Raw genomic sequence first — 15,175 nt, forward strand, 5'->3', positions numbered from 1 at the left:
TGGTCTCCACGCGGCTCGCTCACGCGGCGAACGCCGCGCAGTACTTCGGCCAGTCATGCTCCTTCGAGAAGCACTGCGCGAAGGTCGGGTCGACCGGCGCGCCGGCGAAGGTCCGCTCCAGTTCGAGCGAAACGGACTTGCTGAAGAAGGCGATCCGTACGCTGACCGTGAGGGTGCCCCTGCCACGGACCATCGACTGCTTGCCCTTCTTCTCGTACGTGAGCTCCAGATAGAATTCGACGGACACTGTGACGATTCCCAGCACCGTCAGGAAGCCGTTGCACCGCAGGTAGCCGGTCAGTTTGACGTCGTCCTTGCCGTCGACCTTGGCGAGCATGAAGCGGATGCCCGCCATGATGGAGACCCCGCCGCTCGCGACCCCGAGGTCCAGCGCCGCGGCGCCGCCGAACTCGATGGCACCATCGACCTCCTGCACGCCACTGGCGTCGACCAGCAAGGAGAAGTAGCCGCCTCCGCCGAACAGGGAGACCGTGAGGTTGAAGGGATGCTTCTGCTCGCAGACCGAGAAGCGGAAAGAGACCGGCTTGCCATCGAAGGGGATCGCCAGCTCGGCCGACAGGGCGAGATTGGCCAGGTTGAAGACGCCGAGGGGGAGGGTGGGAAGGGCGAGTGTGTATCCGGCACGAATGCCGGTGGTCTGGACGTCGATGAACGCGCCGGCGCCGAAGACATCGACGGGCAGGGCGCTGCGGAGGGTGTTGACGAACTCCATGGCACCCCGGAATTTCAGCTCCACACCGGAGGCCGTCACGTCGGGCTTCTGACCCGGGCCGGTCTTGAACTTCAGCTCCTCGAACTCCACTCGGGCCATGCCCAGGAAGTCCAGCGCGAAGTGGCTCAGGCTGCCCTGCACCGTTGACTTGTCGACGGCGTCCATCGAACGGACGGTCCGGGCGTCCAGGATCAGCGACGCCTTGGACACGTCGATCAGGGCGGCCGGGGGCGGGGCCAACGGCGGCTTCCACACGTACCGCAGTTCCTTGCCCTGTCCGTCGGCCAGGTCGCGCATACGCAGCACGGGCGCGGGCAGCAGACCGTTCGCGTCCGCGAGTATGCTCTCGATCTGCTTGTCGCTCAGCTGCCGCAGTGCGCCGAGTTGGTCCTTGACAAGGCCCTTCAGGTACTTACTGAGGTCGATGCCGAGCAGCTGTGCCCCGCCGAAAGCTTCCCTGATGGCCTTGATGTCGTTCACATCAGCCACCGCTCCGGTGGCGGGGTCCGTCTTGAAGACGTCGGGGATGACGCCCGCCTGGCTGGTGATCGTCTTCACCGCGGCATTGGGGCTGGAGAGTCCGCCCGCCTGCTCCGCGCCGAAGACGAGCTTGAGCGAGTCCGTCAGATCCAGGTACGCCCCTGCCGGATGCCCGTCCATGGTCTGCCGCAGATACGTGTCGTTGAACTCGACCTTGAGGTTGCCGGCGCTCGGGGTGAACTGCTCCACGGCGGGGACACGGACCTCAGCGGCCGCAACACAGGGTTGGCCCACTACCGGCGCGCCGTTCGGCCCGAGCCGGAAGGTCAGGGAGCCGACCGCGTGACTGGTGCTGCCGGGAGCGCCGGGCGGGGGCTGCGCCATCGCCATTACCTGGCCATGCAGCTCCCGCTTCTGGCGCTGCTCCATCTTGCCGGGCTCGGCCGGTGTGTTTTCCTTCTCCGGATCGTAGAGGTCCTTCAACTGCTGCTGTTCATTGGTCAGTCCGTCGGGAACGAACACCATCGGCATGGTGAAGCTCACCTTGCGGGCCTCGGAATCCGTGCCGATCAGGGTGAATTCATGGTCCTTGCCGGATTCTTTGAGGCGCACCCAGAAGGCCGCGAGGTCCGGCTCGTCCTGTTCGGGGGGCAGTGGGGGGTCATGAGGAGGCTTGGGCGGAATGATCAGCGGAGTGACGCGGTCGGTGATGCGCAGCACCTGGAACGGCATCTCGCGTCCCTTGTGCTGGAAGCCGTTGGCTGCTCCGTACGTCATCTCCGGCTGCTTGACGATGATGCGGTCCTCCCGCTGTAGGTAGGCGACGATTCCGTCGTCCGGACGCGCGATGAAGAGTCGCTTGTACTCCTGCATGTGCAGGGCCTCATGGCCCGTGGACAAGCGGCCGTGGTGGACGATGCGGACGTACTGGTCACGCCCCAGCCCTGTGATGTGGTCGTAGGCCACCAGAGCCGGGGCACGCCGATCGACCTCCTTGTAGCGGGCGAGGGCAGGAGCCGACAACGGAACCCAGGCACCGTGCAGATGGGCCGAGGTGCCCATGGGCGTGATGAGGAACTGCTCCGCGCGCAGGGGATCACTGTGGACCTCGAGCGGCCCACCTATTCCTGGCAACGGGATGCGACTGGTGAGGGTCACGAGGTCCTGCAGGACAGGCGCTACGTACGGAGCACCGGGTGGCAGCGTCCCACCGTTCGTGACCATCGCGAAGGCCCGCAACTTCACGCTGCCGTCAGATGCACCGAGCCCGGCGCCGACCGGTGCAGGGTGCAGCCGGACATGCCACAACGCGGTGCGGCCGTCGGCTTGTTGGGGTTGCGGTCCGCCCAACCAGTCCACGGGCTCGTCGTAGCTGATCAACAGCCGGGTGGGGAACTCGATGACGCTTCTGGGGATGCCCTGGAAGACCGTCGTCCCCGGCGTGTCCGGCATTTGTTGGCCATCGGGCACCCTGAGCGGCACCAGGCGCTCCCAGTCGAGCAACCCGTCCAGCGACAGCTCCAGCTCCTTGATGTCGGCCGGCACCGAGAAGGCCAGCCGGGTGGAGCCGGCGGTGACTGCCTGCATGGGAGCAGTGACCTTGCTCAGATCGTCGGGGACCTCTTCCACCACATGCTGCGGCGGCAGACCGACGAGGATGAAGGCGTTCAGTGCGTCGGGGGCTCGCACGAGACGGTGGCGGGCGCTGTCGAAGTGCAGGCCCATCAGTGCGATGTCGACGACAAGCATGTCCGCCGGCCGCACCACCCGGAACGGCCCCTCCGCGACGTCCACCTCGTGCGGCGGCGGGGGTTCCGGGGGCCCACCCCCAGGATGCGGACCAGGACCGGGGCCGGGATGCGGACCAGGACCAGGGTGCGGGCCGGGACCGTGCGGGGGGCCAGGGTGCGGGCCGTGCGGCGGACCGAACCCGCCGCCTGGGCCACCACCCCCACCGAACCCGCCGCCCCCGAAGCCACCCCCGAACCCTCCGCCGCCGGCGCGGTCGCCGCGCTCGCCGCCGTGGTCGTCGTGCTGTTTTCTCTCCTCATCGGGATGGTTGCGCAGCTCCTCCCCGAGCCTGAGGGACACAGGACGGCGGGTACGGAATGACATGAGGAACGCCTCATCCGGGCTCATGTGAAGATGAAGAAGAAGTCGTGCGTGCGGTGAGGCGCGACGAAGGCACCTTCACCTCTCTTCCACGCTCTCTTCCATGCTCACTCCGGTGGCGGACGCCCGCCACCGGGGAGCGACAGCCGTCGCCGCATCGGCGAGGGCGGCCGGGTACGCGTCCCCGATCAGCGGCGAGGTCTCGCCCGGCACCTCGTCGGCCGCCAGGATGGGGTGCGACATGCGCCGTTGAGACCGTAGGGCAGGTGCCGGCTTCCGGACGACCGTGAAGAGCCCGAAGAGGTGCCCCGCGACCACGGTGGGACCTTCTCGCGAGGTGGCATCGGCTCCCTTGGTGCCCGTGGGTTCCCGGTACCGGCGGACGCCCGACGGCGTCCCGGCCCGACTGCCGCCTCTCCAACCACGGTGACGCCCCGTCGAGTTGCCGGCGAGCGCGGCCGGGGGCGATCGGGTGCGGGCCCGCACCCAGGGGTCTAGCGTGGAAAGGGAGCCGCCGTGCCGCCCCTGACCCGGACGACGTCCCGGCCCCCCACCCTGCCCCTCTCCCCCAGGCGGATCGCTATGTCCTCCACCGTTCGCATCGCCGGCGCGCTGCCCACGCCGGACGCCGACCCGAGCCTGAGCGTCGTCTTCGCCGGCGGTTGGTCGGTGGGTTACGACTGGGCGGCGGACCACGTGGTCACCGCGGGTGCGCCGACCCAACCGCTCTTCCCCGCGCCGTTCGACCGTGATCTGGACGGCACGCTGCTCGGCCAACAGGCCTTCAGTGACTTCGAGTACGTCTTCCAGGGCGGCAACTACCAGCGGATCAAGCTCGTCGGGCTGCAGCCGGACGGCGACCCCGCCTCGACGGCGGACAACTGGTTCCTGCCGTCCGACTGGACCACGCTCGACGCCGTCTTCCCCGGCGGTGGCGTGAAGAGCGGCTTCGCCTACTTCTTCCACGGCCCGGACTACATGCGCTTCGACTGGCCGGCCAACGCCGCCTCGGCCGGCTACCCGAAGCCGATCGGCCCGAACTGGCACACCAGCGGCGACTTCACGCACGACCTGGACGGCGAGATCACCGGCCTGCGGGCCTTCGGCACCAAGGCGTACCTGTTCCGGACCGTCACCACCATGGTGAACCAGGACGGCCGACGGACCTCGAGCGGTGGCTTCGTCGTGAATGCGCCGGTCTACTGCCGTTACGACTTCAACCGCGAGGTCGTCGACAACACCGTCACCGATCCGGCCGACGTCGTCGGGCAGTGGAACGGCCTCTTTCCGCTGCTCGACGCCGGACCCGCCATCGAGCTCGCGCTGGACTGGATCGGCCGGGCCGAGACGGCGGCCGCCGTGACACCGCTCGCTCCCGCCACCCTGACGGCGTTCGCGCATCACTTCATGACCAGGTCCCCGGACACGACCGTGGTCAACACGGTCCGCGATCGGCTCCGGCAAATCCGCGAACGGCTCACCGCACTTCCGGACCAGTTCAAGTGGACGGCGGACCTGGGGTTCCCGGCAACGACCACGCCGGGCACACTGACCGAGATCGGGAACGAGTTCTCGACCTTCCACGGTCCCAACGGCCGAGCGGCGGCGCTGATCCACGAGGCGAGCCACTTCCGCTTCGACGCCGGCGTCGACGTACCGGAGTGGTCGGGCGAGGTGGTCGCCGGAGTGCCGCAGAGCCCGGCCGTGATCAACGGTGTCACCATGCCCCGCTACAGCACCATCCCGACCGCAGACGCCCTGGTCAACCCGAGTTCGTACGCCGCGTTCGCCCAGGAGACCGCGCTGGGCGAGGACACCCGGTTCGGTGCCGCCCGGCCCCAGCTCTGAACGTGGCGCTCATGGAGCACCCATGCGGTACTCATCCAGCACCCGCCGCCTCACCTGCTGCCTCCCCCGGCGCCGGAGCCGTCCGCATGGCCACCCGGTACTCGCTCGGCGACATCCCCACCGCCGTCCGGAAGGCGCGGGAGAACCGGTCCGGCTGGGGGGGTAGCCCCAGCGGGTCGCGACGGCGTGGATGGTCAGGTGGGACAGGGCGGCGTTGGCCAGGTCACGACGGCAGCGGTCGAGACGCTGCTGCCGGATGAAGGCCATGGGGGTGGTGGCCTGCTGTTGGCAGACGCGGTGCAGGTAGCGCAGGGAGATCTGATGGGCGGCGGCGATGGTCTCCGGGCCCAGATCGGGATCGCCGAGGTGCTCGACGATGAAAGCACTGATCCGCAGGAACAGCACGTGCTGGCCCGACCTGCCCGTACTCGGCACCGCAGAGGGCATCGGCCTCCGCGGACATGAGCGCGTCGGCAAACGTCTTCACCATCGCGCGCAGCAGATCGGGACTCGCCGCGGCGAGGTTGCCCTCGGCGAGGGCATGCACCGGCAGACTGTCTGGAGCGGCCATCGTGCTGATCTCCTTCAAAGACTTGGTCGTCTTGAACGATCAGCCGATGGCCGTTCGTCTATGCGGGCCTCATCCCGACGCCGGAACAAACCCCCGGATCAGGTCGAACCCGTACACCACTTCTGTGGACGCAACCCCCGGCCGGGGCCTTGAGGAACAGGCTCCAGCGGCCGGACAGCGCAACGGGAAGACAGTCCAGCAGGACGTCAGTCAGTAGCAGGGCCACGACCACCAGAACCTGCCTACCAATATCGATGTCAGCAGCGGCACATAGGGTCTGGGCTCATGACTGAACAGCAGTGGGCGGGAGTACGTCAGCGGGTCGAGGCGGCAGGTGCAGGACCTGCGGGCAGCAAAGTGTTCGGGGCCTTGGGACACAAGTGGGTTGTGGAGGACCCGCTCACCCAGGGCGAACTTGTCGAGCTCGAGGCTCAGATAGGCGTGCAGCTGCCGGAGGAGTACCGGGCCTTCCTGCTTCATGTCGGTGCAGGTGGCGCCGGCCCCGCGTACGGCCTGTTCCCCGTTCGACGCGTGCAAGGCCGCTGGCGCTGGGAAGGCGACGGCGCTGAAATGGTCGACCTGTCGAGGCTTGCCGCGCCGTTTCCCGACCAGGGTCCGGATCCGAAGCTGCTCCAGGAACTCCTCGCCGAGTGCCCTGAGGAAGAAGACTTCGATGACATGGAAGACTTCGACGACGCCATGGAGGCGTGGGACGAGCGGTGGGGAGCGACCATGTTCGCCCCGGAACGCACCGCTGGCGCGATCGTAATCTCCCACCGGGGCTGCGCCCAGAGGGAGTGGCTGATCATCAGCGGCAGCCACCGCGGCACGATCTGGTCCGACTGCCGGGTGGACGACGTCGACCTCGCCCCGCTCCTCGGCGAGGACGGTACGCCCGTAAGGTTCGCCCGCTGGTACACCGACTGGCTGCAGAAAGCCGAACACACAGCCCTGTCGGCACCGTAAGGCCCGGCGCCCCGTGGTGCTGAACACCGTGGTTGGCCAGACGGGCCAAGTAGGGCGCTCAATCACAGCAGCGCCGTGACGGCATACCCCAGCTCACCCGCATGCCGTCTATGAGAACAAGTCGGACCGCGAAGCACTCCAGAGACGGAGACCGGGGAGGCGGAGACACGAGCTGTGCGACTTGGCCCCGGGCGGGCCGTCTACACCCCCCTCAGCTGCGATACCTGAGCAGCAGAGGACGGGACGTCGCGACACCTCACCCGCACTGCGTACCAAGGCTGGCGCGTTCTGCCCCGCTCGGAGTTCTGGTGAGACGATGCCCGTCCAGCGCCACAGAGCTCTTGGCGGATCTGGCCTTGCCGCAAGCAGCGCGGGAGCGGGCCGTCCAGCCAGGTCAGCCGTCTTCGGCGGCATCCCGTCGAATCTCGATGATCGGCAGCAGTTGGCGTGGGCCCGCTGATGTTCTGGGCCTTCGTTCAACGTCCCTGTCCCTGCCCGCGGCGCTGGGCGGGGCGTGAGGTGCGGCGCGGACGGCGGGACTGCCGCGCCTGGCCCTCGAAGGGCTGGGCGGTGGGTGAAGAGAAGCCGCCGGGGATGCCCGGCCGTGCGGGAAGCGGCACCTGGGTTCCTGGCCCTTGACCGTCCCGGCGCTGGTCCGCGCGGGGGGGCCGGGCGGCGCGGGCCAGGATGCGGGCGTTGGGGATCAGCGGTGCGCACGCCTCACAGACCTCTGAAAGTGTCCACACGCGTCCGACGACGGGATCGTGCTGCAGGACCAGTGTGACGCCGCCGGCGCAGTGGGCGGGCGTGTCCGGGTGGGTGGCGCACTGCGTGGAGCCGCAGTGGCACCACGCGTGTGCGTGGACGGTGGCCACCCGTGCGTGGGCGGCGGCGTGCTGAGCGGCGAACGTCCGAAGCCCGGCAAGGTCCTTGGAGCGGGGCGGCATCCGACAGGCCGCGGTGCTGCAGGTGACCGTAGCGGTCCGGTCGGCGTGCCCGGTCAGGCGGACCGTCCAGACCCGGCCGGGGACGCGGTCGGTGGAAGGCTCACTGGCAGCAGTCGTCACAGGCGTCCGTTCCTGAAGGGATCAATGGGGGTGGAGCAGTCCACTATGAGCTACCCGGCGCCGGTACGGCATCACCTTTGCGTCGGCACTCCGGTGTGCATTCAGCATCGTGGGGTTGCCGAGCACTACTACGGAAGCCGAGGCCGACCGGGATCCCGCAGCGTGGAAGCACCCCTGGCCCCGGCCGGAGGTCCGGGGCCACAGGACGTGCTCGTGGTGGTGAAGGGGTGGTCGCCTACGCGGCGGCGAAAGGCTCCATGAGGCTTCAGCCGAACGATCGCCCTTACGGGCAATGAGTGAGGCCCAGGGACACCGTCTCTTCCTGCGCGGCGATCTCCGGTTTCCGCTCCACCAGTCACAACCGGCTGATCCAAGCGAAACCGCCTAGGCCGCTCCTGCGGTCCGGTCATGGCCTGCGGCCGAGGCCCGGGGCGATGGTGGGGCCGGGGCCTGCAGTTCGTCGGAGTCGGGCGTTGCGGCGAGCAAGGGTCCCAGATCGTCGGAGGGACGCCGTGGTGTGCTGCCCTGTGGTGACCTTCGTCATCGGCATGATGCTCGCACCGGCTGCTGCGCCCCGATGCAGGCTGTCTTACTGCGGCATGTCGGGCTCGGGGCCGTCGGCGGCGTTCGGCTCGCCGGTCGTACTCCGGGAAACCATCTGGGACGAGATGGTGTGCCTGCGCAGGGTGCGTGAACCGGTGCGCCAGTTACTGTGCGCCGTGATCAGGCGTTGCCTTTCACCCGGTTCGGAGTCCTGCAGGACCATCCGCAGGGTGAGCAGGTCGCGGATGATGCGGGCCAATTCTGCGACGATGGACTCACCGCGCCGAGACCGTCGCACGAGCAGTGTCAGGATTGCTGGTGCGCAGATCAGCAGCGGATGCAGATGCGTCATACCGGGGCTCTCCATGGTCTTTTAGAGGGCATCTGATCTAGGTACTTGGTAGTTAGAGATGTTTTTGTGACTGCTGGCGTTGGCGGTCGTTGCACGGTGTGTGAGTGATCGTCGTCCGTACCGCAGTGATGTGTCCGATGCCCGCTGGGCCCTGATCGAGCCAGTCTTCACCGCCTGGCGGGCGAGACGGACTGGGCCCGGAACGGCAGCCCGGGTGCACGACCTGCGGGAGATCGTCAGCGCGATCCTCTATGTCAACCGCACCGGCATCCCGTGGGAGTACCTGCCTCACGACTTCCCGCCCTGCAAGACCGTCTACGACCACTACGCCAAGTGGGAAGCCGACGGCACCACGTAACAGGTCCACGACCTGTTACGCGACAAGACCCGCCGAGCCCACGGCCGCAGCACACAGCCGACCGCGGCCGTTGTCGACGCTCAAAGCGTGAAGACCTCGGCAAACGTCGCCGAGACCAGCCAGGGCATCGACGCCGGCAAGAAGATCAAAGGGCGCAAGCGGCACCTCATCACAGACACACTGGGCCTGGTCCTCGCCGTACTCGTCACCGCCGCCTCCGTGCACGACACCACCGGCGGCAAGTTGCTCCTCGACGACCTGGCCGTGGCACATCCCAGTGTCTCCAAGGTCTGGGCGGACGGCGGCCACCAGAGCAGCATCTTCAATCACGGCGCCGGACTCGGTATCGACGTGGAGGTCGTGCAGCGGCCACGGGCCAAGGGTTTCGAGCCGCTGCCGAAGCGGTGGGTGATCGAGAGGACGTTTGGCTGGCTGATGCAGCACCGCCGCCTTGCCCGGGACTACGAAGCCCTGCCGCAGAGGTCCCGAACAATGATCCACTGGGCGATGGCTAACAAAATGTCGCGCGAGCTGACCGGAGAATCCGCACCAACCTGACGAATCGAAACGAACATCCCGCTCACAACTTCGTGAACATGATCATATGCTCTCTTAGTGCCGCAACAGGCAACATGGGCCCACTCTCAAAGGTGGGAATCGGGGCGGGGCTGCTGCGGCTGGAAATGCCGCGTAGCCTGCACAGCTGTGGACAGGGAACGCAGTGCTCGGCAGCTCCGCCTGATTGGCGAGACGGTGGAGATCGCGAGTGCCGTCGGTGCGGAGGTGTGGCTCCGCGGGGGCTGGGCCGTGGACTTCTTCATCGGCGAGGTCACGCGTGAACATGTGGACATCGACTGGTTCGCCTGGGCACAGGACGCCTCTGCTCTGACCGCTGGTCTGCTGCGCTCCGGCTTTGAACCTCTGTCCGGGCCGCCTGCGGACCAACAGCTCGATTTCCGCAAGCAGGGCGTGGAGAGCAGCTTCGCTCTCTTGGCCAAGGACCGGGTCGGGCGCGTTGTGGTTGCCGGCGGCCCCTGGGCCGGACAAGTGTGGCCGGCCGGCATGCTCGATGCTTCTGCTGGCCGCATCGGGACACTGCGGTGCCGGATCATCAGTCCCCGCGCCCAGATCGAGATCAAGCAGATGATGCCGGTCTGGGTTCCGGGACGGCCCCGCCGCATGAAGGACACCGAGGACATCAGCCAGCTGGAGGCGGCCCTGCGGGAGCAGGACACCGGCCCGGCATGAGGGTTAGAAGGTGCCCAGCCGCTACCGTCTGCGAGTGGCAGAACGGGTGCGCTTACGCGAGATCGATAGGGAGGAAGGCCGAGAACCTTCGCGCTGCCCGAGCGTCACGAGATCAAGAAGATCGCCAAGTCCAGGCCGGCCGAACACGGCCTGCCGTTTTCGACCTGGAGCCTGGCCGAACTGGCCGACTTCCTGGTCGCCGAGGGGGGCGACGACATCAGCCACGAGGGCCTACGGGTCCTGCTCCGCGAGGAGGGTGTCTCTTTTCAACGCATAAAGACCTGGAAGACCTCCCGTGCCCCGGACTATGCCGCAAAGAAGGCCCGCGTCGAGCACCTCTACGCGATCGCCGACGGAGAGGTCATACCCGAGGACAGCGAGCCCGAAGTCGTCTTCTGCCTGGACGAGTTCGGCCCACTCAACCTTCAGCCCCACCCCGGAAGGCAATGGGCCGAGCGCGGCGGACGACACAAGGATCCCGACCGGGAACCCCCCACCGACGGGCGACCTACAACCGCCCGCACGGGGTGCGGCACCTGCTGGCCGCCTACGACCTGGGCAAAGACAAGCTCTACGGGCGCATCAGGCCGAACAAGAACCGCACGAGGTTCCTTCGAGAAGGACACCCGAGTCAGCAGCTCGTGGCTGAACCGCATCGAGGCCCAGTTCACCGCCCTTCGCTACTTCGCTCTGGACGTTGCCTGAAGCGGCACTGGTTAACCGTCGTTGCATTTGGCGATGCGACTGCTCTCAGTTGGCGGGTAGTCGGGTGCCGACGATCACGCTGAGGTCTGCCGCGAGGCGTAGCTCTGTGGCGCGAAGTCCGGGGTGTTCGAGCCAGTGCAGCCGAGACTGGTCGGGGACGCCGTTGAAGCGAGGTGGCCATGTGGTGGCCGGGGTGAAGTCGTCGATCACTACCGTGCCGCCGGCGGCGAGCAGGCGAGCGGGGTCCGCGGCGCCGTTGCCTTTGGCCTGGCCTCCGCCGTCGAGTACGAGCAGGTCGTAGGGGCCGCGCTCTTCGACGCGCTGCCAGTCGCCGTGGAGGATCACCACGTCGGGGCAGTCCCGGAAGACTTCCGCAGCGATGTGGGCTCGGTTCGGGTCCCGTTCTATGCTGGTCAGCCGGGTTCCTGGGGCCGCGCCGGAGGCCAGCCAGGCCAACCCGACGCCGCAGCCTGTTCCGGTCTCGGCGATGCTGTGGAGTGCCCCTGCGGCCAGCACCTGGAGCAGACGTCCCTGTTCGGGCCTGCAGGAGAAGGCGAAACCGTGCGTGCGCGCCGCCTCGACGGCCCGCTGGACCAGCGGAGGCAGGGTGTGGTCGTCTCGGTAGGCGTCTGTTCCCTGAAGCGACATGCCGCGCATTATGGCCGTGCAACCGTGCCGTTGAGTCGGCGGTAGCAGATGAGAGCGGCGGCAATTCCGGCGAAGGCAAGGAAGCGGTCTGGCTTGCGCTCGTCGCGCCGACGCAGGCGGCGTATGCCGCTCAGTCAGCTCACGGTGCGCTCGACGGTCCATCGGTGTCGCCCCAGGCGGGCCGAGGACTCGACGCCCTTGCGGGCAATGCGCGGCAGATGTTGCGATTGCGTAGCCATCGGCGCAGATGGTCGTAGTCGTAGCCCTTGTCCGCATGACATTTGTCGGGACGGCGCCGCCTCGGTCCGCGGCGGGACCGGATGGGCGGTATCCCGCGCACCAAGGGTTCGAGGCCCAGGCTGTCGTGGGTGTTTGCGGCCGGGATGCCGATGGACAGGGGCAGACCGGCTCTCTCTGTGATCAAGTGGATCTTCGATCTCTTCTTTCTCCGATCGACAGATTCGGGCCTGTCAGATCCCCCCTTTCGTCGCCCTCATGTTCACCGAGTCGACCGCGCACCGTGACCAGTCCAGTTCACCGTTCCGACCGAGTTCGTCCAGCACCAGTCGGTGCAACTTGGCCCGGACCCGGGCCTTGCTCCACTCGGCAAACCGCCGGTACACGGTCGACCAGGACGGCCCGAACGATTCCGGATTCTGCCGCCAGGCGCAGCCGGAAGTGGCCACGAACATAATCGCTGCCAGCACCTCCCGGTCGCCGTAGCGTGGACGGCCACCACCTTGCGGTCGAACCGGTGCGACCGGCACCACCCGCTGGAACAACTCCCACAACCCGTCCGGGACCGATCGCTCCATGATCGTCACAGTCAGGCAGGCTACCGATCACGCCAAATACAACGAGGTCTCAAGCAGTAGGGCGATCAACACCAGCAGTACTACGCGCTCAAGATGGAGTGGGGCAGGTCGGCGGGAATGGCTCCAGAGCTCTCGGTACGCGTCCGGAGCGATGCGTCACGCGCTGTCGAAAATTTCGAAGGTGCCGACGACTCAGTGGCGGCCGGCGGTCGGGGGCTGGGCTGTGCTGCTGCGCTCGACCAGGCTGGTGGCCAGGTCGACGCGCAGCGCGGACGGTGGGTTGCCGCGGGCGAGGTCGATCACCATGCGCGCGGCGACCTCGGCCATCTCGGTCAGCGGCTGGCGGACGGTGGTCAGGGGTGGGCCGACCCAGCGGGCGATGGGCAGGTCGTCGAAGCCGACGACGCTGAGATCCTCCGGGATGCGTAGGCCCAACTCCCGTGCGGCCTCGTAGACGCCGAGCGCCTGCAGGTCGTTGCCGGTGAAGATCGCGGTGGGCCGGTCCTTGAGGCGCAGCAGCTCCAGGCCCGCCCAGTAGCCGGTTTCGTGGTAGAAGTTGCCCTCGCGGATCAGCGCGGGATCGAAGGCGACGCCGCCCGTCTCCAGCGCGGCCCGATAGCCGTCGATCCGGGCGCGGCTGCACATCATCCGCCGTGGTCCGGCGATCATGCCGATGCGCCGGTGGCCCAGGTCGAGCAGGTGGCGGGTGGCGGCGAGGCCGCCGTTCCAGTTGGTCGTACCGACCGCCGGCATGTCCTGACCGGGGTCCCCGGCCGGGTCCATCACCACGAACGGGATATCACGACTGGTCAGCTGTGCCTGCTGGGCCTCGTCGAGTCCCGACAGCACCAGGACCACGCCGGTGGGGCGGCGGGCGAGCACCCCGTCCATCCAGGACTGCCCGACGCTGAGCCGGCCCGAGGATTCCGACAGGACGACGCTCATCCCCTCTTCGCGCACGACGTTCTCGACCCCGCGGATGACCTCCATCGCCCAGGCGCTCTCGAGCTCGTGGAACACCAGCTCCAGCAAGGGGCTGGACGGGGCGCTGTTGCTGCGTCGCCGCTGGTAGCCGTACTGATGCAGCAGCTCCTCCACCCGCTCGCGGGTGGCGGGGGCAACGTCCGCGCGGCCGTTGACGACTTTCGAAACAGTCGGTGTGGACACCCCCGCCTCGCGCGCGATTTCGGCGAGTGTCGCCGCTCTGGTCACGAGCCCCTCCTGTGCTGCCCTGGTGTGCGAAGTACGTAGCCCTCGCGGCTGTACAAGACGGATATTAGCTGGTCAGGGCCCCAGCCGGTACGACCGAATCGAGATCTTCCAAACCCTTGACGGAGATCGACGTTACGCCTAGGTTTCCCGCAGCATTCGGAACATTCTTCGAAATTATCGACGGAGTGGCAATCCCATGGGTTCTCTTCGCGTGACCGTTCGCAACGGTGCGACCCGGAACAGACTCGCCGCAGTAGCGGCAACGACCGCGCTGCTGCTCGGTCTGACCACCGCATGCGGGTCGAGCGGCGGCTCCAGCTCCGGGGCGATCCACGTCCTCGTCTACGGGGACTCCGCGAACAAGGTCGAAAAGCAGATCGTCGACACGTTCAACAAGACCTCGAAGGTCAAGGTGGTGCTGGACACCATCCCCGGCGCCGACTACCAGGCCAAGCTCAACACGATCATCAACACCCCGCAGGCCCCGGACGTCTTCTTCAACTGGGGCGGCGGCAGCATCGCGCCCTACGTCAAGAAGAACCTCCTGCTCCCCCTGGACGACATGATCGCCAAGGACCCGGGGCTCAAGGCCAACTTCCTCCCCTCGGTGTTCAACACCGCGGTGGTCGATGGCAAGTCCTACGGTGTCCCGATGCGCGGCACGCAGCCCGTGCTGCTCTTCAACAACAAGAAGGTCCTGGCGAGCGCCGGCCTGAGCGTCCCGCAGACCTGGGACGACCTGGTCAACGACGTCAAGGTGCTCAAGGGCAAGGGCCTGACCCCGATCGCGCTCGGCGGCGGCGACCAGTGGCCCACCCTCATGTGGTTCGAGTACGTCTTCGACCGGGTCGCCGGGCCGGACCTGTTCCAGAAGGCGCTCGCCGGTGACAAGAGCGCGTGGGCCAGGCCGGAAAGCCACCAGGCCCTGGGCATGCTGAAGCAGCTGGTCGACGCCGGCGCATTCGGCAGCAACTTCGACTCGGTGAAGTTCACCGACGGCGGGTCCCCGGCGCTGCTGGCCAAGGGCAAGGCCGCCTTCGAGCTGATGGGCTCCTGGGAGTACTCCACCCAGCAGTCCAACAACCCCGACTTCGCCAAGAACGACCTCGGCTACAGCTCCTTCCCGACCGTCAGCGGCGGCAAGGGCGACCCGAAGGACCTCGTCGGCAACACCAACAACTTCTACTCCGTCCTGAAGAAGACCAAGCACCCCGACGCCGTGGCGGCCTTCCTCAAGCTCATGTACTCCGACGAGTTCGTGAAGGCCCAGCTCGGCATCGGCAACCTGCCGACCACCACCAACACCGACAAGTTCCTGTCCACCTCGGCCAGCCCGGACTACTCGAAGTTCCAGTTCAACCTGGTCAAGGCGGCCCCGTCGTTCCAGCTGTCCTGGGACCAGGCCTACCCGCCGGCCGCGGCCACGCCGCTCCACACGGCCATTCAGAAGTTCTTCGACGGCAAGACCGACGCCAACGGCTTCATCCAGGCGATGCAGTCGCTGTCCAACTCCTGAG

Annotated in this window: 12 protein-coding genes and 4 pseudogenes; 7 read left to right on the forward strand and 9 right to left on the reverse strand. The window is 67.5% G+C overall.

Annotated features, from left to right (window positions below):
• Positions 1-19 precede the first annotated feature (19 nt).
• Entirely contained in the window at positions 20-2,962 is a 2,943-nt protein-coding gene (locus ACFY6U_RS34375) for a hypothetical protein (RefSeq protein WP_390044515.1), read from the reverse strand.
• A 108-nt stretch (positions 2,963-3,070) separates the two neighbouring features.
• On the opposite strand from ACFY6U_RS34375, the gene ACFY6U_RS34380 reads away from it, so the two are divergent.
• Positions 3,071-3,325, forward strand: a complete 255-nt coding sequence (locus ACFY6U_RS34380) for a hypothetical protein (protein ID WP_390044517.1) — start codon at positions 3,071-3,073, stop codon at positions 3,323-3,325.
• Positions 3,326-3,403: 78 nt separating this feature from the next.
• Here ACFY6U_RS34380 and ACFY6U_RS34385 read toward each other — a convergent pair whose 3' ends face one another.
• Positions 3,404-3,568: a hypothetical protein gene (locus ACFY6U_RS34385; RefSeq protein ID WP_390044519.1), complete on the reverse strand. Its 165-nt coding sequence runs from the start codon at positions 3,566-3,568 to the stop codon at positions 3,404-3,406.
• Between the two features lie 339 nt (positions 3,569-3,907).
• On the opposite strand from ACFY6U_RS34385, the gene ACFY6U_RS34390 reads away from it, so the two are divergent.
• The gene (locus ACFY6U_RS34390; protein WP_390044521.1) at positions 3,908-5,173 is read left to right on the forward strand and encodes a hypothetical protein; all 1,266 of its coding nucleotides are present in this window, start codon (positions 3,908-3,910) and stop codon (positions 5,171-5,173) included.
• A 9-nt stretch (positions 5,174-5,182) separates the two neighbouring features.
• Here ACFY6U_RS34390 and ACFY6U_RS34395 read toward each other — a convergent pair whose 3' ends face one another.
• Both ACFY6U_RS34395 and ACFY6U_RS34400 read right to left on the reverse strand, forming a co-directional pair.
• Entirely contained in the window at positions 5,183-5,620 is a 438-nt protein-coding gene (locus ACFY6U_RS34395; RefSeq protein ID WP_390044523.1) for a helix-turn-helix domain-containing protein, read from the reverse strand.
• Positions 5,577-5,744: pseudogene (locus tag ACFY6U_RS34400) on the reverse strand (transposase); the annotation flags it as partial. The pseudogene ACFY6U_RS34400 and the gene ACFY6U_RS34395, both read right to left, overlap by 44 nt.
• 285 nt (positions 5,745-6,029) lie before the next feature.
• On the opposite strand from ACFY6U_RS34400, the gene ACFY6U_RS34405 reads away from it, so the two are divergent.
• On the forward strand, positions 6,030-6,710 hold the full coding sequence (locus ACFY6U_RS34405) for an SMI1/KNR4 family protein (protein ID WP_390044525.1): 681 nt from the start codon (positions 6,030-6,032) through the stop codon (positions 6,708-6,710).
• A 476-nt stretch (positions 6,711-7,186) separates the two neighbouring features.
• Here ACFY6U_RS34405 and ACFY6U_RS34410 read toward each other — a convergent pair whose 3' ends face one another.
• Positions 7,187-7,777 carry a hypothetical protein gene (locus ACFY6U_RS34410; protein ID WP_390044527.1) on the reverse strand — a complete coding sequence of 197 codons (591 nt, stop codon included), beginning with the start codon at positions 7,775-7,777 and terminating at the stop codon, positions 7,187-7,189.
• A 589-nt stretch (positions 7,778-8,366) separates the two neighbouring features.
• A complete protein-coding gene (locus tag ACFY6U_RS34415) occupies positions 8,367-8,672 on the reverse strand; it encodes a hypothetical protein (protein WP_390044529.1) in 306 nt (101 codons plus the stop codon).
• A gap of 100 nt (positions 8,673-8,772) precedes the next feature.
• Between ACFY6U_RS34415 and ACFY6U_RS34420 the strand changes: the two are divergent.
• The 3 genes and pseudogenes from ACFY6U_RS34420 to ACFY6U_RS34430 form a co-directional block, all read left to right on the forward strand.
• Positions 8,773-9,588: pseudogene (locus ACFY6U_RS34420) on the forward strand (IS5 family transposase).
• A 147-nt stretch (positions 9,589-9,735) separates the two neighbouring features.
• Complete coding sequence (locus ACFY6U_RS34425; RefSeq protein ID WP_390044531.1) at positions 9,736-10,278, forward strand: nucleotidyltransferase domain-containing protein; 543 nt, start codon at positions 9,736-9,738, stop codon at positions 10,276-10,278.
• A gap of 69 nt (positions 10,279-10,347) precedes the next feature.
• A pseudogene (locus tag ACFY6U_RS34430) lies at positions 10,348-10,974 on the forward strand (IS630 family transposase); the annotation flags it as partial.
• 54 nt (positions 10,975-11,028) lie between these two features.
• Here the strand turns inward: ACFY6U_RS34430 and ACFY6U_RS34435 are convergent.
• From ACFY6U_RS34435 to ACFY6U_RS34445, 3 genes and pseudogenes are all read right to left on the reverse strand, one after another.
• Complete coding sequence (locus tag ACFY6U_RS34435) at positions 11,029-11,631, reverse strand: O-methyltransferase (protein ID WP_390044533.1); 603 nt, start codon at positions 11,629-11,631, stop codon at positions 11,029-11,031.
• Between the two features lie 8 nt (positions 11,632-11,639).
• Positions 11,640-12,446: pseudogene (locus ACFY6U_RS34440) on the reverse strand (IS5 family transposase).
• Between the two features lie 192 nt (positions 12,447-12,638).
• Positions 12,639-13,658, reverse strand: coding sequence for a LacI family DNA-binding transcriptional regulator (locus tag ACFY6U_RS34445; RefSeq protein WP_390044535.1), 1,020 nt, complete (start codon positions 13,656-13,658; stop codon positions 12,639-12,641).
• 196 nt (positions 13,659-13,854) lie between these two features.
• On the opposite strand from ACFY6U_RS34445, the gene ACFY6U_RS34450 reads away from it, so the two are divergent.
• A complete protein-coding gene (locus tag ACFY6U_RS34450; RefSeq protein WP_390044537.1) occupies positions 13,855-15,174 on the forward strand; it encodes an extracellular solute-binding protein in 1,320 nt (439 codons plus the stop codon).
• Position 15,175 lies beyond the last annotated feature (1 nt).

It is taken from the genome of Streptomyces sp. NPDC013157 (genome assembly GCF_042899865.1).
GTDB lineage: Bacteria > Actinomycetota > Actinomycetes > Streptomycetales > Streptomycetaceae > Streptomyces.